Origin of the sequence: Nonomuraea sp. NPDC049269 (genome assembly GCF_043197155.1) — a bacterium.
Lineage (GTDB): Bacteria > Actinomycetota > Actinomycetes > Streptosporangiales > Streptosporangiaceae > Nonomuraea.
The window spans coordinates 235,058-256,576 of sequence record NZ_JBICSO010000007.1 but is presented as its reverse complement, the minus strand read 5'-3'; the positions used below and the strand labels follow the sequence as shown (position 1 = coordinate 256,576).

Sequence of the window (21,519 nt, the reverse complement as noted above, 5' to 3'; positions counted from 1 at the left end):
GCCGCACGCGGCCTCCACTCCTTTCGCTGCCCCCCGAGGAGATTCCGTTGGTCCGACTCCGCCGCTCAGCCGCGCTGCTCGTCGGCGCGCTCATCCCCCTCTCGATGCTCACCGGGCAACCGGCCGGAGCCGTGTCCGCCGATCCCATGACCGACGCGTTCGCGCGCGCGGCCAGCACGTACGACGTGCCTCGCGACCTGCTGGTCTCGCTCGCCTACTCAGAAACCCACCTGGACGGGCACCGCGGCCAGCCCAGCGCGAGCGGCGGTTACGGGGTGATGCACCTGGTCAGCAACCCCGTCACGCACACGCTCGAGCGGGCGGCCACGCTGACGAAGCAGCCCGTCTCGGCCCTGAAGGCGGACGACGCGGCCAACATCACGGGCGGCGCCGCCGTGCTGCGGGCCTACGCCGACGAGCTCGGCCTGGACGGCGCGGCCCGCAAGGACGCCGGCAAGTGGTACCAGGCGGTGGCCAAGTACGGCCACGCCTCCTCGGCGGACGTCGCCCGGTTGTACGCCGACACCGTCTACGACCAGCTGTCCCAGGGGATCCGCGCGACCACGCCGGCCGGCGAGACCCTCACGGCGACGCCGCGGACCGTCCAGCCCGACCGTGGCGACTACGCCAAGGCGCAGGAGCTGGGCAAGACCAACACGCTCGCGGCGTCGGTGGACTACCCGTCGGCGGCGTGGGCACCGGCGCACAGCACCAACTACGCCGTCTCCAACCGTCCGACCAGCGACGCGATCGACCGCATCGTCATCCACGTGGCCCAGGGCACGTACGCCGGGACGATCGACTGGTTCCAGACCGGGCCCAGGCCGAACCCCACGTCGGCGCACTACGTGGTGCGTTCGTCGGACGGCGCCATCACGCAGACGGTCAGGGAGAAGGACCGGGCCTTCCACGCGGGCGACTACAACAGGCGATCGGTCGGCATCGAGCACGAGGGATGGGTCGACCAGGCCTCGTGGTTCACCGACACGATGTACCGCTCCTCGGCCGCGCTGGTCCGCAACATCGCCGACCGTTACGGCATCCCCAAGGACCGTACCCACATCCTCGGCCACAGCGAGGTCCCCGGCGCCGACCACACCGACCCCGGTCCGAACTGGAACTGGACCAAGTACATGCAGTACGTCACAGGCACCGGCGGGGGCACCAACCCCAACACTCCCGAGTCGGTGTGCGGCAGCGGCTTCACGGTGATCGACTCGGCGGCTCTGGGGACGGCGGGCACGGTCTACCTGACCTACAACACGAGCACCGGTGTCAACTGCGTGGCCACGATCAAGCAGACCAACCTCGGCACGGCCACGGCCACCAGCGCCTACCTGGAGGTCGAGGGCCAGACCCGCATCACCGACAGCGGCAACTTCAGCTACTACGCGGGCCCGGTGCGGGCCAGCGCGGCAGACAAGTGCGTCAGGTGGGGCGGTAAGGCCGGTACCTCCACCTACGACAGCCCACTCGAACACTGCGGGTAGCCGCAGCCAACAGCGATGGCCCCGAAGCGCGACTCGCTTCGGGGCCATCGCTGTTTCACTGTGCGGGACGCCGGCGGTTCCAGGAGTCGAGGATGTGCGTGCGCATCGCCGCCGCCGCGGCCTCCGGATCGCCGGCCGAGATCGCGTCGCTGATCGCCTGGTGCTCGTCCAGCGTCTGGCGCATGACCACCTCGTTGTACTCGCCGTGGTAGCGCATGCTGGTGCGGGCCTTGTCATGGATGCTGTTGACGACGGCCCGCCCGAGCCGGTTACGGGAGGCCGCCATGATCGCGTCGTGGAAGCGGACGTCCGCGGCGCCGAAATCGGGGGCGGAGGCCAGGTTGGACCGCATGACGCCCAGCGCCTCGGCGATGTGCTGATCGTCGTCGGGGGTGTGGGCCAGGGCCGCGGCGGCGGCCATCTCGGCCTCCAGCGCGGTGCGTACCGTGACCAGTTCGTCGAGGAAGGTGACGTTCTCGTCGTGCGCGATCACTGAGGTGAGCACGACGTCGTCGAGGAGGTTCCACTGCCGCGGGTCGGTGACCTGGGTGCCGCGGCCGTGCTCGATCCGGACGAGGCCCTTCTCCTGGATCACCTTGACGGACTCGCGGATCACCGTGCGGCTGACGCCGAACTCCTCGCACAGCTCGGCCTCGGGCGGCAGCGTCGAACCGGGTCTCAGCGCACCGCGGACTATGTCGTCGACCAGCTGCTCGACCACGGTGGTGCCCAGCTTGGGAGCCCGGACGCGGCGTGGCCGTTTCGCGGGTGGGTGTGGTCGCACCGGGTCGTCCGTCCAGGGACCTTCCGCGTGCTGAGTCAACATGCCCTCCGCTGGTTGCGACAGCTTCTGAGTATAGACCATTGTGAAGACGTCATAGGTATGATGTCATATCTCGAAACATGGCGTTAACGGAGGCCCCAATGAGACGACGAAGCCTGTCGGTGGTGACCGCAGCCGCGGTTCTTCTCGCCGTCGCGGCCTGCGGTCCCCCGAACCCCGCGGGTTCGTCGAAGCCGACCGGCACCGGCTCCCCGTACGGGTTCACCACCGCCGAGCAGAAGAAGGACGGCAAGCTCGTGGTCTGGGTGGACTCCACCCGGCTCGACGCCGCGAAGGCCTACCAGGCCGCGCACGCCGGCGTACCGCTGGACATCGTCACCTACGACGGCAACGCGAACGGCTCCAACACCCTCAAGACCAAGGTGCAACTGTTCAATCGAGCCGGCGAGGGCTGGCCCGATGTCGTGTTCACCACCGACAACAACACCGCCTCCTGGGCCTCGCAGGGGGACGACGCCTTCGTCGCCCCGCTCAACAAGGGTCTGCTCGACGAGGCCACGCTCGGCGGCTTCGCCAAGGGCGCGCTCGACGTGTGCTCCGTCGACGGCACCGTCTACTGCCTGCGCAACGACCTGGCCCAGGTGGTGCTCTGGTACAACAAGAAGCTGCTCGACAAGTTCGGCTACACGCTGCCCGCCACCTGGGAGGACTACCAGGCGCTGGGCGAGAAGGTGGCCGCCGAGCACCCGGGATACATCGTCGGCACGGCCGGTGACGCGTGGGCGCCGGAGATCTACATGTGGGGCGGCGAGTGCCCGGCGAATCAGGTCACCGGCGCCAAGGCGATCACCGTCAAGGTGACCGACGCCAAGTGCGTACGGACCGCGCGGATGCTGGACAAGCTGGTCGCGAACAAGACGATGTCCATGCTGCCGCTGTTCGGCCCCGACTTCGCCAAGAACCAGGGCGACAAGGTGCTCATGCTGCCCGGCCCGGCCTGGTACGGCGGGGCGGTGTTCCAGGGGACGCTCAAGACCCCGAAGGGCGAGCTCGCGGTCGGCCCCGCGCTGCACTGGGCGGACCAGAACCCGCCGGTGACCGGCAACGTCGGCGGCGGCACCTGGTGGCTGTCACGGCACACCGCGCATCTGCAGGCGGCCAAGGACTTCATCAGCTGGGTCGCCACCGCCGACGAGTACCAGGTCGCCCTCTCGCCGGGCTACCCCGCCTTCTCCGCCGCGGCGACGAAGTGGATCAAGAAGCAGCAGGACAGCGGCTACTACGCCGGTGACATCGCCGCGCCGATCACCGCCGCGGCCGGTCAGGTCTGGTCCGGCTGGGGCTCGCCCGAGTTCAGCGCGGAGGCGGTGTGGGCCAAGACCGTCATCCCCGGCCAGACCGCGGGCAAGACGATCGAGTCCCTGCTCCCGGACTGGCAGACGGCGATCGAGCAGCAGGCTCAGGTGTCCGGATACCAGGTCACCAAGTGAGCGTCGTCGCCACCCACGCCAGGGGCCGCTCCGGTCCCTGGCGGCCGGCCGCCGGGCACGTCTTCGTCTCCGGGTACGTGGTGCTCCTGATCGCGTTCGGGGTCGCGCCCACGGTGTACGCGCTCTACCTCGCCTTCACCGACGGCGACGGGCGCTTCGCCGGCATCGCCAACTTCGTCCGTACCGCCCAGGACTACCGGTTCCTGTCCGCGGTCGGGCATGTGGCGACCTACCTGGTGTTATGGCTGGTCACCCTGACCGTGCTGGTCCTGGTGCTCGCGCTCGTGGTGCACCGGCTCACCTCGCGCTGGTCCCGGGCCGCGCTGCGGTTCGTCTACTACGTGCCGGGCGCGCTGGCCGGCGCGTCGAGCGTGCTGCTGTGGCTGTTCATGCTGGACCCGTCCGTGAGCCCGGTGGACGGTCTCGTCCGCTCGCTGTGGGGGAGCACGCTCGTGCAGGTGATCGCGCCAGGGCACCTGCCGTGGATCTTCACCGTCATCGCCTTCTGGACCGGCGCGGGCGGCTGGATCGTGGTCATGTACGGCGCGTTGAACAGCATCCCGAACACGGTGATCGAGGCGGCCAAGGTGGACGGCGCCGGGCCGGTGAAGACGGCGTGGCGGGTGCAGTTGCCGATGCTGCGCAAGTGGATCGTCTACATGCTGATCCTGTCCCTCGCCGCGGGCACCCAGCTCTTCGTCGAGCCGCAGCTCGTCTCGCAGGCCAGCTTCGGCGTGGTCGGCACCGACTACTCGCTCAACCAGCTCGCCTACCTGTACGCCTTCGACCAGAACGACTTCAACGGCTCGGCGGCGATCGCGATGGACCTGCTCATCGTGGCGCTGTGCTGCGCCGGCCTGTTCGTCGCGAAGGGAGGTCTGTTCGATGCGGACTGATCCGACCGCGGGCGTCGCCCGTGTGGTGGGCCGGGGACTCGTCACCGTCCTGCTGCTGGCCTTCGCGCTGTTCTTCGTCCTGCCCATGGTGTGGCTGCTGCTCGCCTCGACCAAGAGCCCGGCCGACCTGATCCACGGCAACCCGCTGTCCCCGGGCTCGATCGGCTCGCTCGTCACGAACTGGCAGCACCTCATGTCCTTCCAGGACGGGGCGGTGCTGACCTGGATGACGAACTCCGTCGTCTACTCCGCGCTCTCGGTGGCGCTGACCCTGCTGGTCGGCATCCCGGCCGGGTACGCGATGGCGCTCATGCGCTTCACGGGCCGGCGCCTGCTGCTCATCGTCACCCTGGTCGTGATGCTGATGCCGGCGACCGCCCTGGTGCTGCCGATCTTCCTGGAGCTCAGCTATCTCGGGCTGGTCAACAAGACGGCCTCGGTCGTGCTGCCGATGTCGTTCTTCCCGTTCGGCGTGTACCTGGCCTACATCTACTTCTCCACCAGCGTCCCCGGCGAGCTGCTGGACGCGGCCCGGCTGGACGGTTGCAGCGAGTCCGCGACCTTCTTCCGGGTGGCGCTCCCGCTGGCCAAGCCGGTGGTCGCGCTGGTCGCCTTCTTCAGCTTCGTCAACAACTGGAACAACTTCTTCCTGCCGTACGTGATGCTGCCGAACAGCGGCAACTACCCCATGCAGGTCGGCCTGACGCAGATGCTGGCCGCGACCCCCACCTTCAATCCCGTCGTCGGGGCCAACGCCGAGGTGCAGCCGCCCGAACTGGTGCTGGCCACCCTGGTCTCCATCGCCCCGGTGTTGCTCGTGTTCCTGTTCTCACAGCGCTTCCTGGTCGCCGGGCTGACCGCCGGTGCGACCAAGGGATGAGGAGTACTCATCGTATGACCAGCTCCGCCCGGCGCCCGCCGGTTGTCACGGCGAGCGTCCCCGTCATCGACCCGCCGGCGTGGGCGCTGTCCCAGCGCGCGCTGCTGGACCTGCTGGACAGTGGGTGGCGGCTGTTCGCCGACCGGTACACCCGGCCTGACGGTTCGCTGCGCTACACCGGCCGGCTGTCCACCCGTGACGGCGCGGACGACTTCTTCGAACCGTTCTTCAACTGGCCCCAGCTCTACCTGCTGGGCGGCGCGGACGACCTGCTGCCGGCGTGCGCCCACCACTGGCACGGCGTGGTCGCCCAGATGACCGAGCTCGGCATGTTCGCCGACGAGTTCGAGATCGGCTACGACTGGTTCCATCAGGGGGAGAGCCTGCTCTTCACCTACTTCCTCACCGCCGCCGACCCGGCGGCCTGGGCGGACCGGGCGACCCGGTTCGCCGATCTCTATCTCGGCCCGGCCAACTACGACCCCGCGCACCGCATCATCAAGGCCCCGCACAACGGCAGCGGGGGAGCCCGGGAAGGGGTGTCCGACACCCCCGCGTATCCCTGGACCGAGGCGGAGGCCGCCCAGTACGGCTATCCGCTCGACTGGCTGCTGCCGGCCGACGCGCCGGTCCCGGCGCTCACCGACGATCCGCGACTGGGCGCGGAGATGCGCGAGCGGCTGGGCAGGGGCGACGCGGCCGGCAACCTGAGCGTGGCCGGCCTGGTCTGCAACGCCTTCCTGGTCTCCGGCGACGAGCGGTACGCCGCCTGGCTGCGCGAGTACGTCGGAGCCTGGCAGCGCCGGGCCCAGGACAACGGCGGCGTCATCCCGGACAACGTCGGCCTGGACGGTGTGGTCGGCAGCCAGTTGGACGGGCGCTGGTACGGCGGGCACTACGGCTGGACCTGGCCGCACGGCATGTACAGCGTCGGCCAGGCGACCGCCGTCGGCGCGCTCAGCGCCGCGCTGGCCACGCGGGACGACGGCTACCTGGACCTGGTCCGCTCCCTGCTGGACGCCGTCATCGGCCTCGGCGTCAAGCTGCCGTTCAGCCAGAGCGACTCGGCCAACCAGGGCCGCTGGCGCGCTCATCTCGGCTCTGACGTGGACACTCCCACCCTTCTCGTGCCGTACCGGCACAGCGACAAGGGCTGGTTCGACTACAACCCGGTCCAGACCTCGGTCCCGTTCGCCCTGTGGCACCACACCGGCGCGGCCGAGGACCGAGCCCGCCTGGACGCGCTGCGCGCCGCGACCGGTTATGACTGGGCAACGGTACGGCCGTTCCGCGACAAGGAGGAGGCCGGGCACGAGGAGCCCTGGTACGCCTACCTGTGCGGCGACAATCCGGACTACCCCCAGCAGATCCTCGCCGCCGCGCACGCCCAGGCCCGCCGCCGCATCGCCCTGCTGCTCGCCAACGCCGACCGGGACCTGCCGGAGGAGGCGATCCACCTGTGGCAGAACGTCAACCCGGTCGTGACCGAGGCGTTGGCCCAGCTCATGTGGGGCGGCCCGCAGGTCATCTACAACGGCGGCCTCCAGCAGGCGAGGGTCCGCTACTTCGACGCGACACGCCGCCGTCCCGGCGTGCCGGACCAGGTCGCCGCCCTGGTCAGCGCCATCGAGCCGGAGGCGACCGTGCTCACGCTGGTCAACCTCTCGGCCACCGACGACCGCGTGATCGTCGTCCAGGCCGGCGCGTTCGGCGAGCACGAGATCGTCACCGCCACCGCGACCGGCGCCGAGCCCGGCTGGACCGGCCGGGACACCGAGTACATCCACCACGAGCCGGTCCCGTCGAGCACCGAGCTAGCGGTGAACGGGCCGCACCTCACGGTGGAGCTACCGGCGGGCACGACCGTCACGCTGACCCTTCGGCTGCGGCTGCGGGCCTACCAGCCGTCGTACCGGCAGCCGTGGGAGTGAGCCGCTTCGCTCACGTGCGCCGCAGCAGGTAAGTGTCCATGATCCAGCCCTTGCGCTCCCGCGCCTCGGCGCGCAGGGCGCGGATGCGGTCGCCGACCTCGGCCACCGGCCCGGACACCAGGATCTCGTCGGGCGTGCCCAGGTAGGCGCCCCAGTAGATGGTGAAGTCGTCGAGGCCGGCGAAGGAGCAGTGGGCGTCCAGCATGACGACCACGTCGTCGGCGGTGGCGCCCTCCTGGGCCAGGCGGCGGCCGGTGGTGAGATGCACGGGCCGCGCGACCTGGGTGAGGCTGGTGCGGTGGCGTGCGGTCAGCGCGGCGACGCTGCTGATGCCGGGGATCACCTCATAGTCGAAGACGACGTGCCCGCGCTCCAGGATCTGCTCGACGATGGCCAGCGTGCTGTCGTACACACCGGGATCCCCCCACACGAGGAACGCCCCGGTCTCGCCGTCGGCCAGCTCGTCGCGGATGAGGGTCTCGCACGCCAGCGCGCGGCGCGCGCGCCAGTCCTCGACGGCGGCGGCGTAGGCGGGGGTAGTCCGGTCGCGCTCGGGGTCGCGGGCCTCGGCGATCCGGTACGGGGCGCGGCCGTGCTCCTGGATCAGATCCTGCCGGAGCTGGACGAGGTCGTGCTTGACCTCGCCCTTGTCCACGATGAAGAAGACGTCGGCGGCGGCGATGGCCTTGACCGCCTGAAGCGTGAGGTGGTCGGGGTCGCCGGCCCCGATGCCGATGATGATTAGCCGCTTCATCTGAATGGCGGCGCGGAGACCCGGTCCTTCAGGGCTGGGAGGAAGCACCACCTCTCCTTTCGAAAACAGTATGGAAAGACTCGGTCACGTTCGGTAATGTGTGCGGTGGGTGAGGATGCTGTGACAGGAGGTGCGTGATGGCGATCAGTCGCTCCGCCGCCAAACGGCACGGCTTGCCCACGGTCGTGCAGCTGCGGCTCACGCCGACGCCGGTCCAGGCTGAGGCGCTGGCGGCAGCGGTGCTTTTGTGCAATGAGGCGGCCACCGTCGTGTCCCGGCTGGCCTGGCAGCATCGCGTCTTTGCGGTAGTGGAGTTGCATCGGCTGGCCTATTACGAGGTGCGGGCGCGGGTGGCCGGGCTCGGCGCGCAGGCGGCGGTGCGGGCGATCGCCCGGGTCACCGGCGCGTACGCCAACCGGCGCTCCACCAAGAAACGGGCTCATATCTTCCGACCGCACGGCGCCGTCCCCTACGACGCCCGGCTGCTCAGCTTCAACCGTGACGCCCGCACCGTGTCGCTGTGGACTCCCACCGGCCGCGTCATCGTCCCTTACAGCGGCCGGCCGGAAGATCTCAAGGCCGTGGATACGTTGCCGAGGGGGGAGGCCGACCTGGTCTGCCGGCGCGGGGTGTGGCTGCTGCAGGTCGCCCTCACCCTGCCCCAACCGGTGGTACGCAAGCCGGTCGGCGGCTTTCTTGGGGTGGATCAAGGGGTGGCGAACCTGGCGGTCACCTCCGACCGGGTGGTGCTGCCCGGCCCGGCCCTCCCCGGCCCGATCGGCGGTAATGGCCACGTGCGTACGCTGCGGGAGCGGCGGCATCGCCAGCGCCGCCGGTTGCAGAAGAAGGGCACTTCTGCGGCGCGGCGGGTGTTGCGCCGCCTGTCGGGGCGTGAGCATCGGATGATGACCGACCTCAACCATCAAATCAGCAAGTTTGTGGTGCGTGAAGCCGAACGCACCGGTCGTGGTGTCGCCTTGGAGGATCTTCGGGGTATCCGCGGGCGGGTCAGGGCTCATCGGTTCCAGCGGCGCACCCTGCACGGCTGGGCGTTCGCCCAGCAGATCGCGTTCACCCGCTACAAGGCCGCCCGCGCCGGAGTCGACTTCCTGCTGGTCGACCCTGCGTATACCTCGCAGGGCTGTCCGGAGTGCGGGTGGGTGGCCAGGGCGAATCGGCCGGCGCGGGGCCGGTTCGTCTGCACCCGGTGTGGCCTCGCTGGGCACGCCGACCACATCGCGGCCCGCAACATCGCCACACGCGGCATTACGGGCTGGGCTGTCATCAACCAGCCACACGCTACCGGCCTCCCTTCAGCCAGACGGGACCGTGAGAGCAAACCACCGGCTTCAGCCGGAGGTAGTTGATCCGTAAGAGTGTGCCAGAACGGCGGATATAGGCTGGCCATCGCATATCACCCAAGGAGCCTCGTGAACCTGGTCGAGCAGGGCGAACCGTTCGCCGAGTTCTGGCAGGAGCGGCACCTGTGCACGCTCGCCACCGTCCGTCCCGACGGCACGCCGCACGTGGTGCCCGTCGGCGCGACGCTGGACCTTGCCACCGGCACCGCCCGGGTGATCACCTCCGGGACCTCGTACAAGGCCCGGCTCATCGCGGAGTGCGTGCCGGACGGCGCGCGGGTGGCGCTCTGCCAGGTCGACGGCCGCCATTGGTCGACGCTGGAGGGCCGGGCCGTGCTGCGCACCGAGCCGGAGCAGGTCGCGGACGCCGAGCGCCGTTACGCCGCCCGCTACAAGCCGCCCCGGCCGAACCCGTCCCGGGTCGTCGTGGAGATCCGGGTGGTGCGCGTGCTGGGCAACGTGTGATCACCGTCGTGGGTGTCGGCGCGGACGGCTGGGCCGGGCTGGCCCCCGATGCGCGGCGGGCGCTGGAGGCGGCCGAGGTGCTCATGGGCGGTCCCAGACAGCTCGACCTCATCCCTCCCTCAGCGGCCGAACGGGTCGCGTGGCCGTCGCCGATGCTCCCCGCGCTGCCCGCGCTGATGGACGGCCACGCGGACCGGGAGGTGTGCGTGCTGGCCAGCGGCGACCCCATGTTCTACGGCGTCGGCTCCACGCTGGTGCGCCTGCTCGGCACGGCCCGCGTGCGGGTGCTGCCGCATCTGTCGTCGCTGTCACTGGCGTGCGCCCGGCTCGGCTGGCCGGTCGAGCAGGTGACGGTGGTCAGCCTGGTGGGCCGCTCCCTGGCGACGCTGAACGCCGCCGTGCTGCCCGGGCAGCGGGTCGTCGTGCTGGGCTCCGGTCTCGACGCCCCGGCGCGGGTGGCCGGGCTGCTCGTGGAGCGGGGGTACGGCCCGAGCCCGATGACCGTGCTGTCGGACCTGGGCTCGGCGGCGGAGAGCGCGCAGGCGGGAACGGCCGAGAGCTGGACGGCCGCCGCCCGGTCCGGCCTGCACGTGATCGCCGTCGAGTGCGTGGCGGGGCCGGACGCCGAACCGCTCGCGCTGGTCCCCGGGCTGCCCGACACGGCGTACGAGCACGACGGCCAGCTCACCAAGCGCGAGGTCCGCGCGGTCAGCCTGTCGCGGCTCGCGCCCCTGCCCGGAGAGCTGCTTTGGGACGTGGGAGCGGGGGCGGGCAGCATCGCCGTCGAGTGGCTGCGCGGCCACCCGTCATGCGCGGCAGTGGCGATCGAGAGCCGGGCCGACCGGGCCGCCGCGATCCGGCGCAACGCCGACGCCCTCGGGGTGCCCGCGCTGCGGGTCGTCGAAGGCCGGGCTCCGGCGGCGCTGGAGGGGCTGCCCGCGCCGGACGCGGTGTTCGTCGGTGGCGGCGCCACCGTGCCGGGACTGCTGGAGCGCTGCTGGGCGGCGCTGCGCCCCGGCGGCAGGCTCGTGGTGAACGCCGTCACCCTGGAGTCCGAGGCCGTCGTCGGGCAGTGGTACGGCCGGCTCGGCGGCGATCTGGTGCGCCTGGCCGTACAGCGGGCCTCGCCCGTCGGGGCCTTCACCGGATGGCGGCCCGCGATGCCGGTGACCATCTGGTCGGTGACCAGGAAGGACCTGCCATGACCGTGTGCTTGCTCGGGGAGGGTCCCAGGAGGGACGTGCCATGACCGTGTACTTCATCGGGGCCGGCCCCGGAGCCGCCGACCTGATCACGTTACGCGGGGTGCGGCGGCTGGAGTCCGCGCCGGTGTGCCTGTACGCCGGTTCGCTGGTGCCCCGCGAGCTCCTTGCGTCCTGCCCGCCGGCGGCCAGACTGGTCGACACCGCGAACCTGACGCTCGACGAGATCGTCACAGAGCTGGTGACCGCGCACCGGGCCGGGCTGGACGTGGCGCGGCTGCACTCCGGCGACCCGTCCGTCTTCAGCGCCGTGGCCGAGCAGATGCGGCGACTGGACGCGCTCGGGGTGCCGTACGAGGTGGTCCCGGGGGTGCCGGCGTTCGCGGCGGCCGCGGCCTCGCTCGGCAGGGAGCTGACCGTGCCCGGGGTCGGCCAGACGGTCATCCTGACGCGCGTCTCGGGGCGCGCCACGCCGATGCCCGACGGCGAGGACCTGGCGACGCTCGGGGCGAGTGGCGCGACGCTGGTGCTGCACCTGGCCGTACAGCGGATCGACGCGGTGGTGGCGGAGTTGCAGCCGTCCTACGGGCTGGGCTGCCCGGTCGCGGTGGTGGCGCGGGCCAGCAGGGCGGACGAGGTGATCCTGCGCGGGACGCTGGCCGACATCGCCGGCCAGGTCAAAGCGGCCGGGATCCGGCGTACGGCGGTCATCGTCGTGGGCCGGGTGCTGTCGGCGTCGGAGTTCCCCGACAGCCACCTCTACAGCGCCGACCGGACGAGGACATGACTCCCTCCAGCGCCGGCCGGGACGAGGACGTGACCCTCGCCAGCGTCGGCCGGGACGAGGACGTGAGACGGATCCTGATCCTCGGTGGCACGGCCGAGGCCAGGGCGCTGGCCGCGGAGCTGGCCGCCGACCCGGGTGTGCGCGTCGTGTCGTCCCTGGCCGGGCGGGTCACCAACCCGCGGCTGCCGGTCGGCGAGGTGCGCGAGGGCGGGTTCGGCGGCCCTGAGGGGCTGGCCGCCTGGCTGGTCGCCGAGGGAGTCGACGCGGTGGTGGACGCCACCCATCCGTTCGCGGCGCGGATGACCGCTTCGGCGGCCGTCGCGTCGGCGAGCACGGGTGTGCCGCTGCTGGTGCTGCGGCGACCGGGCTGGCAGGAGGAGCCGGGCGACGCCTGGCAGCGGGTCGGCTCCCTGCGGGCCGCCGCCGACCTCCTGCCCGAGCCTGCGCGGGTGTTCCTCACTACCGGGCGCCGGAGCCTGCCGGTTTTCAGCGGGCTCGCCGGGGTGTGGCTGCTGGCCAGGTCGGTCGATCCGCCCGAGCCGCCCGTCCCCGCCAACGTGCACGTGCTGCTCGACCGCGGGCCGTACACCGTCGAAGGCGAACTCGCGCTCATCCGCGAGCACCGCCTCGACGTGCTGGTCACCAAGGACAGCGGCGGTCAGCTGACCACCGCGAAGCTCACCGCGGCCCGGCGGCTCGGGCTACCCGTGATCATGGTGAACCGGCCGCCGCTGCCCGAGGGTGTCCGGCTGGTGGACACCGTGGCGGCGGCCGTGGAGTGGGTTCACGGATAGCGGCGCGGGGTGTAGACGGTTCCGTTCTTCGCCACGCGGGTGGTCGAGGAGCCGACGATCAGCAGGCAGCGCATGTCCACGCGCGCGGGATCCAGTTCGCCGAGCGTGGTGACGGTGACGCTCTCGTGCGCGCCGCCGACGTCGCGGCCGATCACCACGGGGGTGGCCGCGTCACGGTGCTCCAGCAGCACGTCGCGGGCGGCGGCGAGCTGCCAGGTACGGCTGCGCGAGGCCGGGTTGTACAGCGCCAGCACCAGATCGGCCCGGGCCGCGGCGGCCAGCCGGTCGGCCACCACCTCCCACGGCTTGAGCAGGTCGGACAGCGACAGCACGCAATAGTCGTGGCCCAGCGGCGCGCCCACCCGGCTCGCCACCGCCTGCGCGGCCGTCAGCCCGGGCACCACGCGCACGGGCACGTCCGGGAAGTCCACCGCCGCCTCCAGCACGGCGCTGGCCATCGCGAACACACCGGGATCGCCGGAGGAGACCACCGCCACCCGCGCGCCTTCGCGCGCCAGATCCAGCGCGTGCCTGGCCCGCTCGGCCTCGACCCGGTTGTCGGTACGGTGGCGGCGCTGGCGCGGGTTCGGCGCCACCCGGTCCACGTACGGGCCGTACCCGACCAGGTCGGTGGCCGCCGCCAGCGCCTCCTGCGCCTCCGGCGTCAACCACGGCCGTCCGGCGGGGCCGAGCCCCACCACGGTGACCTCGCCGGTGACCTCGGCCGGCGCGGGGGAGGGGACGAAGGTCCGTTCGGCCGGGCTGGTGAGCAGGGCCAGCGAGAAGTACGGTACGTCGCCCGGGTCCACGTCCTTGAGCGGCGCCACTCGTTCGGCTCCCATGGTGGCGCGCTCGACGTACCAGGCGTCGTCCAGCCGCCCGGCCTCGGCCAGCGCGTCGCGTACCTTGGAGAACGTCCTGCCCAGCTTGAGCACCGCGGCCGAGTCGGTGGCGCGCAACCGCTCCGCCAGCGCCTCGGCGGGCAGCGTGCCGGGCAGCACGGTGAGCACCTCGTCGCGTTCCACCAGCGGACGGCCCAGCACGGCGGAGGCGGCGCTGACCGAGGTGACGCCGGGCACCACCTCCGTCGGGTAGTGGTGCGCGAGCCGCTTGTGCAGGTGCATGTAGGAGCCGTAGAACAGCGGGTCGCCCTCGGCCAGCACGACCACGGTCCTGCCCGCGTCCAGATGCGCGGCCAGCCTGGCGGCGCAGTCGGCGTAGAAGTCGTCGAGCGCGCCCTGGTACCCGCCCGGATGGTCGGTGGTCTCCGTGGTCAGCGGGTAGAGCAGCAGTTCCTCGATCTGCCCTTCCTTCATGTACGGCAGCGCGATGGAGCGGGCGATGCTGCGGCCGTGCCTGGCGGCGTGGTAGGCGATCACCTCGGCCTCGCCGATGAGCCTGGCCGTCTTCACCGTGACCAGTTCAGGGTCGCCGGGACCGAGGCCCACCCCGTACAGCCGTCCGGTCATCGTGATCACTCCGCTTCGCTCGCGATGGCGTTGACCGCCGCCGCCGTCATCGCACTGCCGCCGCGACGGCCGTGCACCACCAGGTATTCGAGGCCGCTCTCGGCCAGCGCCCGCTTGGACTCGGCCGCGCCGATGAACCCCACGGGGATGCCGAGCACCGCCGCGGGCCTGCCCGCCCCTTCCGCGACCAGTTCGAGCAGCCGGAACAGGGCCGTCGGCGCGTTACCGATGGCCACCACGGCGCCGTCGAGCCGGTCGCGCCAGAGTTCGAGCGCCGCGGCGCTGCGGGTGGTGCCGAGCCGCTCGGCCAGCTCGGCCACCCCCGGAGCGCCGAGGGTGCACAGCACCTCGTTGCCCGCGGGCAGCCTGCGCCTGGTCACGCCGGAGGCGACCATCATGGCGTCACAGAGCACGGGAGCGCCGCCGCGCAGCGCCGCACGGGCCCGCGTGACGACCGAGGGTGACCAGTCCACGTCGTTCACCAGGTCGGTCATGCCGCAGGCGTGGATCATCCGCACCACCACCTGGGCCACCTCGGGCGGGATCCCGCTGAGGTCCGTCTCGGCACGGATGGTGGCGAACGACCGCCGGTAGATCTCGGCGCCGTCACGGATGTAGTCGGTCACTGCTGCCTTTCCTGGTATCCGTCGGTTGTGGCGGCGTATCAGTCGGTTGTGGTGACGTGCCCGTCGGTTGCGGCGACGTATCCGTCGGCTGTGGCGACCATTTGGATGACCGGCCCCCGGGGCAGCCCGCAACGCCGCTCACAACCGGCCCAGTGCACGGGCATGGCCGTGGGGCCATCGCGGTCCGCCACCCAGCGCCGCGCGTCCTCCCGTACGTCGGCCAGCGCTTTCGCACAGCCGGGGCGGCCGGTACAGGCGGTCACGCCCACCCAGGGCGACGCCGGATCGGTCACCAGCCCGGCGGCGTCGAGCGCCCGCGCCACGTGGTCGGCGTGGGATGGCGGCAGATCGAGGAGCACCACGGTCCGCCACGGCGTCAGCCGCACGGCGACGCCGGATTCGGCGGCGGCGGCGATCGCGCGGGCCTGGGCGGCGGTCAACCGGCCGAGCGGAACCACCGCCTCCAGCGCCACGCGCCCGTCCCGCTGCTCGGTGAGCCCCGCACCCCGTGTCTCCGGAGCGAATGGCGGGCTGTCGACCGCGACGCCGCCCAGCCGGGCGGCGATCCTGGCGGCGCCGTCCTCCAGCTCCCCGATCCGCCACGCGGTGCTGTCACGCTGGGCCTCGCCCTCGCGCACGGAGGCGCTCTCCTGCCGGACCTCGGTATCAAGCGCGGAGGCGCTCTCCCGTTCGTCGAGGAACGCCTCGGCTGCGGCGATCATGTAGGACACGGCCGCCTCCCCACGCAAGGAGAGCCCGGAGTCCCTCCCCGCCAGAAGCAGCCGGCCGGTGCCCCCAACGAACGTGACGTCCGCGCCGAGCCCCACCACGTCGCCACTCCCGTCGTCCAGCGCGAACAGGAACCGTCCCGGCAGCCCGGCCAGCCGGAGACACGCGCACAGCGCCTGGTCCAGCGCCTCCACCAGCGGCTGCGTGTCGAGCAGGCCCGCGGGTCCGCGTCCGCTCAGGGGCGAGGCGACGATGTTGCGTACCCGCTCGTGCGCGGCCGACGGCAGCAACCCAACAAAGGCCATCCGCTCGGCGAAGGCGGTGGCCGAGCGCAGGCCGCGCACCTGGACGTTCGCCCGGGACGTCAGCTCGATCACCCCGGAGCCCAGGTCGGTGGCGCAGGCGGCCAGCTCGCGAAGCTGGGCGGCCGACACCGCGCCGCCGGGCAGGCGGACCCGAGCAAGCGGGCCGTCGGCGGCCTCGTGCACCTGTAGCGCCCCCGGACAGGCGTCGGGGCGCACACGTCCGGAAAAGTCGGCTATGGACACGAAGAGGATGGTAACGCCAGTTTCTTGCGGTGGTCGCCCCTGCCGTGGTCTGATCGGGAGGCGATGGCAAAGGGAGGAAGCCGGTGCGAAACCGGCGCGGTCCCGCCACTGTGACCGGGGAGCGAACCCCACGAAGGCCACTGTCCGGCGACGGATGGGAAGGCCGGGGCGAGCGCTGATCCGGGAGCCAGGAGACTCCTGCCGTCGTGACACCCGCTACTGGGGCGAGGACCCCGAGGGAGGATTGCGCCGTGCTCGGCGACAGCCATACCGTCCTGCTGCTCTCGACTTCCGACACCGACCTGCTGAGCGCTCGGGCCGGCGGTGCCGCCTACCGCCTGGGCAACCCCGCCAGGCTGGCGGCCGAGGACCTGCCCGCCCTGCTGGAGGGTGTCGACCTGGTCGTGGTACGACTGCTGGGCGGGCGCCGGGCCTGGGAGGAAGGGCTGGACCACCTGCTGGCGGGACCGCGCCCGGTGGTGGTGCTCGGTGGCGAGCAGGCCCCAGACGCCGAGCTGATGGAGCTGTCCACGGTCAGCGGTGGCGTCTGCGCGGAGGCGCACGCGTACCTGGCGCACGGCGGGCCCGCCAACCTGACCGAGCTGCACGCCTTCCTGTCCGACACCGTTCTGCTGACCGGCCGCGGGTTCGCCCGGCCCGAGCCCACGCCCACCTGGGGCCGCCTGGAGCGCACCGCGCGGGGGGAGAGCGGGCCGGTGGTCGGCGTGCTCTACTACCGGGCGCATCACGTGGCGGGCAACACCGCGTTCGTCGAGACCCTGTGCCAGGCGGTCGAGGACAAGGGCGGACGGGCGCTGCCCATTTTCTGCTCCTCACTCCGCACCGCGGAGGCCGGTCTGCTCGACCTCCTGCGTACCGCGGACGCGCTGGTGGTGACCGTACTGGCCGCGGGCGGCTCCCGTCCGGCCACCGCGGGCGCCGGTGGCGACGACGAGGCGTGGGACGTGGGCGCGCTGGCCGAGCTGGACGTGCCGATCCTGCAGGGGCTCTGCCTGACGACCAGCAGACAGGCGTGGGAGGAGAACGACGACGGTCTGTCTCCGCTCGACGCCGCCTCCCAGGTGGCGATCCCCGAGTTCGACGGGCGGATCATCACGGTGCCGTTCTCGTTCAAGGAGATCGACGAGGACGGGCTGACGGTCTACGTCGCCGACGCCGAGCGGGCCGCACGGGTCGCCGGCCTCGCTGTACGGCACGGCCTGCTCAGGCACACCCCGCCCGCCGAGCGCCGCCTGGTCGTGATGCTGTCGGCGTACCCGACCAAGCACTCCAGGGTCGGCAACGCGGTCGGCCTGGACACCCCCGCCAGCACGGTGCGACTGCTCGCCAGACTCGCCGAGGCGGGCTACGACCTGGGGGACGGCTTTCCCGGCGTGGCCGAGCAGGACGGCGACGCGCTGATCCACGCGCTGATCGCCGCGGGCGGCCAGGACCAGGACTGGCTGACCGAGGAGCATCTCGCGGGCAACCCCGTGCGCATCTCCGCGGAGTCCTACGGGCAGTGGTACCGCACGCTGCCCGGCGACCTGCGCGCGGACATGGAACGCCATTGGGGCCCGCCACCGGGCGAGCTGTTCGTGCACGAGGGCGCCATCGTGCTGGCCGCGCTGCGGGCGGGCAACGTGGTGGTGATGGTGCAACCGCCGCGCGGATTCGGCGAGAACCCGATCGCCATCTACCACGACCCCGACCTGCCGCCCAGCCACCACTACCTGGCCGCGTACCGCTGGCTGTCGAAGGAGTTCGGCGCGCACGCGATGGTGCACGTGGGCAAGCACGGCAACCTGGAGTGGCTGCCGGGCAAGTCGGCCGGTATGTCCGCCTCGTGCGGCACGGACGCGGCGCTGGGTGATCTGCCGCTCGTGTACCCGTTCCTGGTGAACGACCCGGGCGAGGGTACGCAGGCCAAGCGGCGGGCGCACGCGGTGCTGGTGGACCACATGGTGCCGCCGATGGCCCGCGCCGAGACGTACGGCGACATCGCCCGGCTGGAACAGCTCCTCGACGAACACGCCTCGATCGCGGCGATGGACCCGGCCAAGCTGCCCGCGATCAGGGCGCAGATCTGGACGCTCATCCAGGCCGCCCGGCTGGACCACGATCTGGGGTTGGCCGATCGGCCGCACGACACCGAGTTCGACGACTTCATCCTGCACGTGGACGGCTGGCTGTGCGAGGTGAAGGACGCGCAGATCCGTGACGGCCTGCACGTACTCGGCCAGGCGCCCGAGGGACAGGTCCGGGTGGACCTGGTGCTCGCGATGCTGCGGGCCAGGCAGATGTGGGCGGGCAGGGAGACCCTGCCCGGGTTGCGGGAGGCGCTCGGCCTGGCCGAGGACGGCACGGCGAGCCTGACCAGCGTGGACACCGCCGAGTCGACCGCCCGCGCCCTGGTGGAGGCGATGGAGGCACGGGATTGGGCACCGGACGCGGCGCCGGAGATCGCCCGCACGATCCTCACGACGGCTGAGGCTGACCACCCCATGGGGCGGCTGGAGCTCGTGACGCGGATCCTCACCTTCGCCGCCACCGAGGTGGTCCCCCGGCTGGCCCGTACCACCGATGAGCTCGACCACCTCCTGCACGCTCTGGACGGCGGATACGTCCCGGCCGGGCCGAGCGGCTCCCCGCTGCGCGGGCTCATCAACGTTCTGCCGACGGGGCGCAACTTCTACTCCGTCGATCCGCGCGCGGTGCCCAGCAGGCTCGCCTGGGAGACGGGCCAGGCCATGGCCGATTCGCTGCTGGAGCGCTACCGTGCCGACACCGGCGACTGGCCGCGCTCGGTCGGCCTGTCCGTCTGGGGCACCAGCGCCATGCGTACGGCCGGCGACGACGTGGCCGAGGTGCTGGCCCTGCTCGGCATCCGCCCCGAATGGGATGAGGCGTCCCGCCGGGTGACCACACTGGAGCCGATCCCGCTCGCCGAACTGGGCCGTCCCAGGATCGACGTGACCGTCCGCATCAGCGGCTTCTTCCGAGACGCCTTCCCGCACGTGGTGAGCATGCTCGACGACGCCGTACGGCTGGCCGCCGGGCTGGACGAACCCGCCGAGGACAACTACGTCCGCGCCCACGTCGCCGCCGACACCGAGGCGCACGGCGACGAGCGCAGGGCCACGATGCGGATCTTCGGCTCCGCGCCCGGCGCGTACGGGGCCGGTCTGCTGCCGCTGATCGACAGCGGCAACTGGCGCGACGACGCGGACCTGGCCGAGGTGTACGCGGTCTGGGGCGGCTTCGCCTACGGCCGTGACCTCGACGGCGTCGCCGCCCGGCCCGACATGGAGAGCGCCTATCGCAGGATCGCCGTGGCGGCCAAGAACGTCGACACCCGCGAGCACGACATAGCCGACTCCGACGACTACTTCCAGTACCACGGCGGCATGGTCGCCACGGTCCGCGCGCTCACCGGAAAGGCACCGGCCGCCTACGTCGGCGACAGCACCCGCCCCGACGCCGTACGCACCCGGACGCTGTCCGAGGAGACCTCGCGGATCTTCCGCGCCAGGGTGGTCAACCCGCAGTGGCTGGCCGCGATGCGGCGGCACGGCTACAAGGGCGCGTTCGAGCTGGCCGCGACCGTGGACTACCTGTTCGGCTACGACGCCACGACGGGGGTGCTGGCCGACTGGATGTACGACAAGCTGACGGAAACGTACGTGCTCGATCCGGAGAACCAGGCGTTCATGGCGAAGTCGAACCCGTGGGCGCTGCACGGCATCGCGGAACGCCTGCTGGAGGCCGCCGAGCGGGGCATGTGGGCGCATCCCGACCCGGAGGTCATGGACGGGCTGCGGGAGGTCTACCTCAAGACCGAGGGTGACCTGGAGGACGACACCAGCCGCTGAGCCGACGCCGGGCTGCCGGCCCAGTGCAGGTGCAGGTAGGACGCGGTGAGCAGCGGATCGCCGAACCCGTCGGCGCCGCCCGCCCAGCGGAAGAGCGGCTCGCCGGCCTGTTCGACTGCGGCTCGTTCGACCGTGGCCCGTTCGGCCACGGCCCAGTCGACCACGGTCCGGTGGAACTCGTGTCCGCTGAACCGCTCGCCCGGCTCGGTGAGCAGCGATCGCCGGACGGCCACCGCGTCCCGGTAGCCCAGCGTGAGCCGGTCGCTCATCCGGGCGACGCCGGGCACCCGTCCGCACATCGGCTGCCCGTCCAGTTCCCGGCACAGGTACAGCAGTCCGGCGCACTCCGCCGCGATGGGGCCGTCGAAGGCCGCCACCTGCGCGCGCAGCGGTTCGTTGGCGGACAGCTCCACGGCGTACATCTCGGGGAACCCGCCGCCGATCACCACCGCGCCCGTCCCGGCGGGCAGGGCCTCATCGCGCAGCGGGTCGAACACGGCCACCTCGGCCCCTGCCGCCCGCAACAGCTCTACGTGCTCGGCATAGCCGAACGTGAACGCCGCCCCACCCGCCACCGCCACCACAGCCCGATCCGGACCACGGCCCGCCTGCCGGGTCACCCCGCCCGTCGCCCCGGCGGTCACCTCGCCGGTCACCCCGGCGGTCATCCCGCCGGTCGCCTCGCGGGTCATCCCGCCCGCTACCTCGTTGGTCAGCTCCCCGATCGCCGCGGCCGGGTCCCAGGGAGTGTCGGTCAGTGGAGGTGCCGAGCGGGCCAGATGTACCAGGGCTTCGAGGTCGCACGAGCGGGTCACCAGCGTGCCGAGCCGGTCCACCGTGGACACCGCCTCGGCCGCTCGTTCCGCCGCGGGCACCAGGCCGAGGTGCCGGGAGGGCGTGGCGACGGCGTCGTCGCGGCGGATCGCGCCCAGCACCCGTACTCCCGCCTCGGCCAGTGCGGCCCGGCACAGCTCCTCGTGCCTGTCGGACCCGACGCGGTTGAGCACCACCCCGCCCACCCGCACCCGCGGATCGAACGTGGCGAAACCATGCACGACGGCGGCCACGGACCGGCTCTGCCTGGCCGCGTCCACGACCAGCACCACCGGCGCGCCTAGGAGGCGGGCGACGTGCGCGGTCGAGGCGAAGTCCGTCTCTCCCTTGCCGTCGAACAGGCCCATCACACCCTCGACCACCGCGATGTCGCACCCCGCGGCACCGTGCGCGAACAGCGGCACCACGTGTTCCTCACCGACCAGAAACGGGTCGAGGTTGCGCCCCGGACGGCCGGTGGCGAGCGCGTGGTAGCCGGGGTCGATGTAGTCGGGCCCCACCTTGTGCGGCGAGACCGCCAGCCCGCGAGCCCGCAGCGCGGCCATCAGGCCGGTCGCCACCGTCGTCTTGCCGCTGCCCGACGAGGGCGCCGCGATGACCAGGCGCG

At 72.0% G+C, this 21,519-nt stretch carries 17 protein-coding genes and 1 riboswitch; of the genes, 11 read left to right on the top strand and 6 right to left on the bottom strand.

All coding sequences use genetic code 11. The annotated features are described in order from the left end of the window. Nucleotides 1-47 precede the first annotated feature (47 nt). A complete protein-coding gene (locus ACGFNP_RS36750; RefSeq protein ID WP_393326627.1) occupies nt 48-1,490 on the top strand; it encodes an N-acetylmuramoyl-L-alanine amidase in 1,443 nt (480 codons plus the stop codon). Nucleotides 1,491-1,545: 55 nt separating this feature from the next. Here ACGFNP_RS36750 and ACGFNP_RS36745 read toward each other — a convergent pair whose 3' ends face one another. Further along, a complete protein-coding gene (locus ACGFNP_RS36745) occupies nt 1,546-2,274 on the bottom strand; it encodes a FadR/GntR family transcriptional regulator (protein WP_358317973.1) in 729 nt (242 codons plus the stop codon). A gap of 140 nt (nt 2,275-2,414) precedes the next feature. Between ACGFNP_RS36745 and ACGFNP_RS36740 the strand changes: the two genes are divergently transcribed. Genes ACGFNP_RS36740 through ACGFNP_RS36725 form a run of 4 tightly spaced genes read left to right on the top strand, consistent with a single transcriptional unit; the run spans nt 2,415 to nt 7,471 of the window. After that, nucleotides 2,415-3,764 carry an extracellular solute-binding protein gene (locus ACGFNP_RS36740; protein ID WP_358317974.1) on the top strand — a complete coding sequence of 450 codons (1,350 nt, stop codon included), beginning with the start codon at nt 2,415-2,417 and terminating at the stop codon, nt 3,762-3,764. Further along, complete coding sequence (locus ACGFNP_RS36735; protein ID WP_358317975.1) at nt 3,761-4,660, top strand: sugar ABC transporter permease; 900 nt, start codon at nt 3,761-3,763, stop codon at nt 4,658-4,660. The genes ACGFNP_RS36740 and ACGFNP_RS36735 overlap by 4 nt, the downstream gene beginning before the upstream one ends. Then, the gene (locus ACGFNP_RS36730; RefSeq protein WP_393326622.1) at nt 4,650-5,540 is read left to right on the top strand and encodes a carbohydrate ABC transporter permease; all 891 of its coding nucleotides are present in this window, start codon (nt 4,650-4,652) and stop codon (nt 5,538-5,540) included. Before ACGFNP_RS36735 ends, ACGFNP_RS36730 begins: the two co-directional genes overlap by 11 nt. 14 nt (nt 5,541-5,554) lie before the next feature. Then, nucleotides 5,555-7,471: a hypothetical protein gene (locus ACGFNP_RS36725; RefSeq protein ID WP_393326620.1), complete on the top strand. Its 1,917-nt coding sequence runs from the start codon at nt 5,555-5,557 to the stop codon at nt 7,469-7,471. Nucleotides 7,472-7,481: 10 nt separating this feature from the next. On the opposite strand, the gene cobF is transcribed toward ACGFNP_RS36725, so the two are convergent. Continuing rightward, nucleotides 7,482-8,225 carry a precorrin-6A synthase (deacetylating) gene (gene cobF, locus ACGFNP_RS36720; protein WP_358317978.1) on the bottom strand — a complete coding sequence of 248 codons (744 nt, stop codon included), beginning with the start codon at nt 8,223-8,225 and terminating at the stop codon, nt 7,482-7,484. Between the two features lie 137 nt (nt 8,226-8,362). On the opposite strand from cobF, the gene ACGFNP_RS36715 reads away from it, so the two are divergent. The 5 genes from ACGFNP_RS36715 to ACGFNP_RS36695 all read left to right on the top strand — a co-directional run bounded on the left by ACGFNP_RS36715 (nt 8,363) and on the right by ACGFNP_RS36695 (nt 12,834). Beyond that, entirely contained in the window at nt 8,363-9,592 is a 1,230-nt protein-coding gene (locus tag ACGFNP_RS36715; protein WP_393326617.1) for an RNA-guided endonuclease InsQ/TnpB family protein, read from the top strand. Between the two features lie 63 nt (nt 9,593-9,655). After that, nucleotides 9,656-10,051, top strand: a complete 396-nt coding sequence (locus tag ACGFNP_RS36710) for a pyridoxamine 5'-phosphate oxidase family protein (protein ID WP_358317980.1) — start codon at nt 9,656-9,658, stop codon at nt 10,049-10,051. Continuing rightward, nucleotides 10,048-11,256: a precorrin-6y C5,15-methyltransferase (decarboxylating) subunit CbiE gene (gene cbiE / locus ACGFNP_RS36705; RefSeq protein ID WP_393326614.1), complete on the top strand. Its 1,209-nt coding sequence runs from the start codon at nt 10,048-10,050 to the stop codon at nt 11,254-11,256. Before ACGFNP_RS36710 ends, cbiE begins: the two co-directional genes overlap by 4 nt. Before the next feature lie 40 nt (nt 11,257-11,296). Then, the gene (gene cobM, locus ACGFNP_RS36700; RefSeq protein WP_393326612.1) at nt 11,297-12,040 is read left to right on the top strand and encodes a precorrin-4 C(11)-methyltransferase; all 744 of its coding nucleotides are present in this window, start codon (nt 11,297-11,299) and stop codon (nt 12,038-12,040) included. A gap of 62 nt (nt 12,041-12,102) precedes the next feature. Continuing rightward, on the top strand, nt 12,103-12,834 hold the full coding sequence (locus ACGFNP_RS36695; RefSeq protein WP_393327501.1) for a cobalt-precorrin-6A reductase: 732 nt from the start codon (nt 12,103-12,105) through the stop codon (nt 12,832-12,834). On the opposite strand, the gene ACGFNP_RS36690 is transcribed toward ACGFNP_RS36695, so the two are convergent. Genes ACGFNP_RS36690 through cobG form a run of 3 tightly spaced genes read right to left on the bottom strand, consistent with a single transcriptional unit; the run spans nt 12,825 to nt 16,206 of the window. After that, the gene (locus ACGFNP_RS36690; protein ID WP_393326609.1) at nt 12,825-14,303 is read right to left on the bottom strand and encodes a precorrin-2 C(20)-methyltransferase; all 1,479 of its coding nucleotides are present in this window, start codon (nt 14,301-14,303) and stop codon (nt 12,825-12,827) included. The genes ACGFNP_RS36695 and ACGFNP_RS36690 overlap by 10 nt on opposite strands. 5 nt (nt 14,304-14,308) lie before the next feature. Next, nucleotides 14,309-14,929 (bottom strand): precorrin-8X methylmutase, encoded by a 621-nt coding sequence (locus ACGFNP_RS36685; protein WP_358317984.1) that lies wholly within the window; start codon nt 14,927-14,929, stop codon nt 14,309-14,311. A gap of 38 nt (nt 14,930-14,967) precedes the next feature. Continuing rightward, nucleotides 14,968-16,206 (bottom strand): precorrin-3B synthase, encoded by a 1,239-nt coding sequence (gene cobG, locus ACGFNP_RS36680; RefSeq protein ID WP_393326606.1) that lies wholly within the window; start codon nt 16,204-16,206, stop codon nt 14,968-14,970. A gap of 13 nt (nt 16,207-16,219) precedes the next feature. After that, nucleotides 16,220-16,427, top strand: a riboswitch (cobalamin riboswitch). A 30-nt stretch (nt 16,428-16,457) separates the two neighbouring features. On the opposite strand from cobG, the gene cobN reads away from it, so the two are divergent. Further along, nucleotides 16,458-20,078: a cobaltochelatase subunit CobN gene (gene cobN, locus ACGFNP_RS36675; protein WP_393326603.1), complete on the top strand. Its 3,621-nt coding sequence runs from the start codon at nt 16,458-16,460 to the stop codon at nt 20,076-20,078. Here the strand turns inward: cobN and ACGFNP_RS36670 are convergent. Then, nucleotides 20,033-21,514, bottom strand: coding sequence for a cobyrinate a,c-diamide synthase (locus ACGFNP_RS36670; protein ID WP_393327498.1), 1,482 nt, complete (start codon nt 21,512-21,514; stop codon nt 20,033-20,035). The two genes, cobN and ACGFNP_RS36670, sit on opposite strands and share 46 nt — an antisense overlap. Nucleotides 21,515-21,519 lie beyond the last annotated feature (5 nt).

Bases quoted from the DNA above. Each gene is read 5' to 3' on its own strand.
- ACGFNP_RS36715 (WP_393326617.1), top strand. From the start codon at position 8,363: ATGGCGATCAGTCGCTCCGCCGCCAAACGGCACGGCTTGCCCACGGTC.
- cobF (WP_358317978.1), bottom strand. From the start codon at position 8,225: ATGAAGCGGCTAATCATCATCGGCATCGGGGCCGGCGACCCCGACCAC.
- ACGFNP_RS36740 (WP_358317974.1), top strand. From the start codon at position 2,415: ATGAGACGACGAAGCCTGTCGGTGGTGACCGCAGCCGCGGTTCTTCTC.
- cobM (WP_393326612.1), top strand. From the start codon at position 11,297: ATGACCGTGTACTTCATCGGGGCCGGCCCCGGAGCCGCCGACCTGATC.
- ACGFNP_RS36730 (WP_393326622.1), top strand. From the start codon at position 4,650: ATGCGGACTGATCCGACCGCGGGCGTCGCCCGTGTGGTGGGCCGGGGA.
- ACGFNP_RS36690 (WP_393326609.1), bottom strand. From the start codon at position 14,303: ATGACCGGACGGCTGTACGGGGTGGGCCTCGGTCCCGGCGACCCTGAA.
- ACGFNP_RS36725 (WP_393326620.1), top strand. From the start codon at position 5,555: ATGACCAGCTCCGCCCGGCGCCCGCCGGTTGTCACGGCGAGCGTCCCC.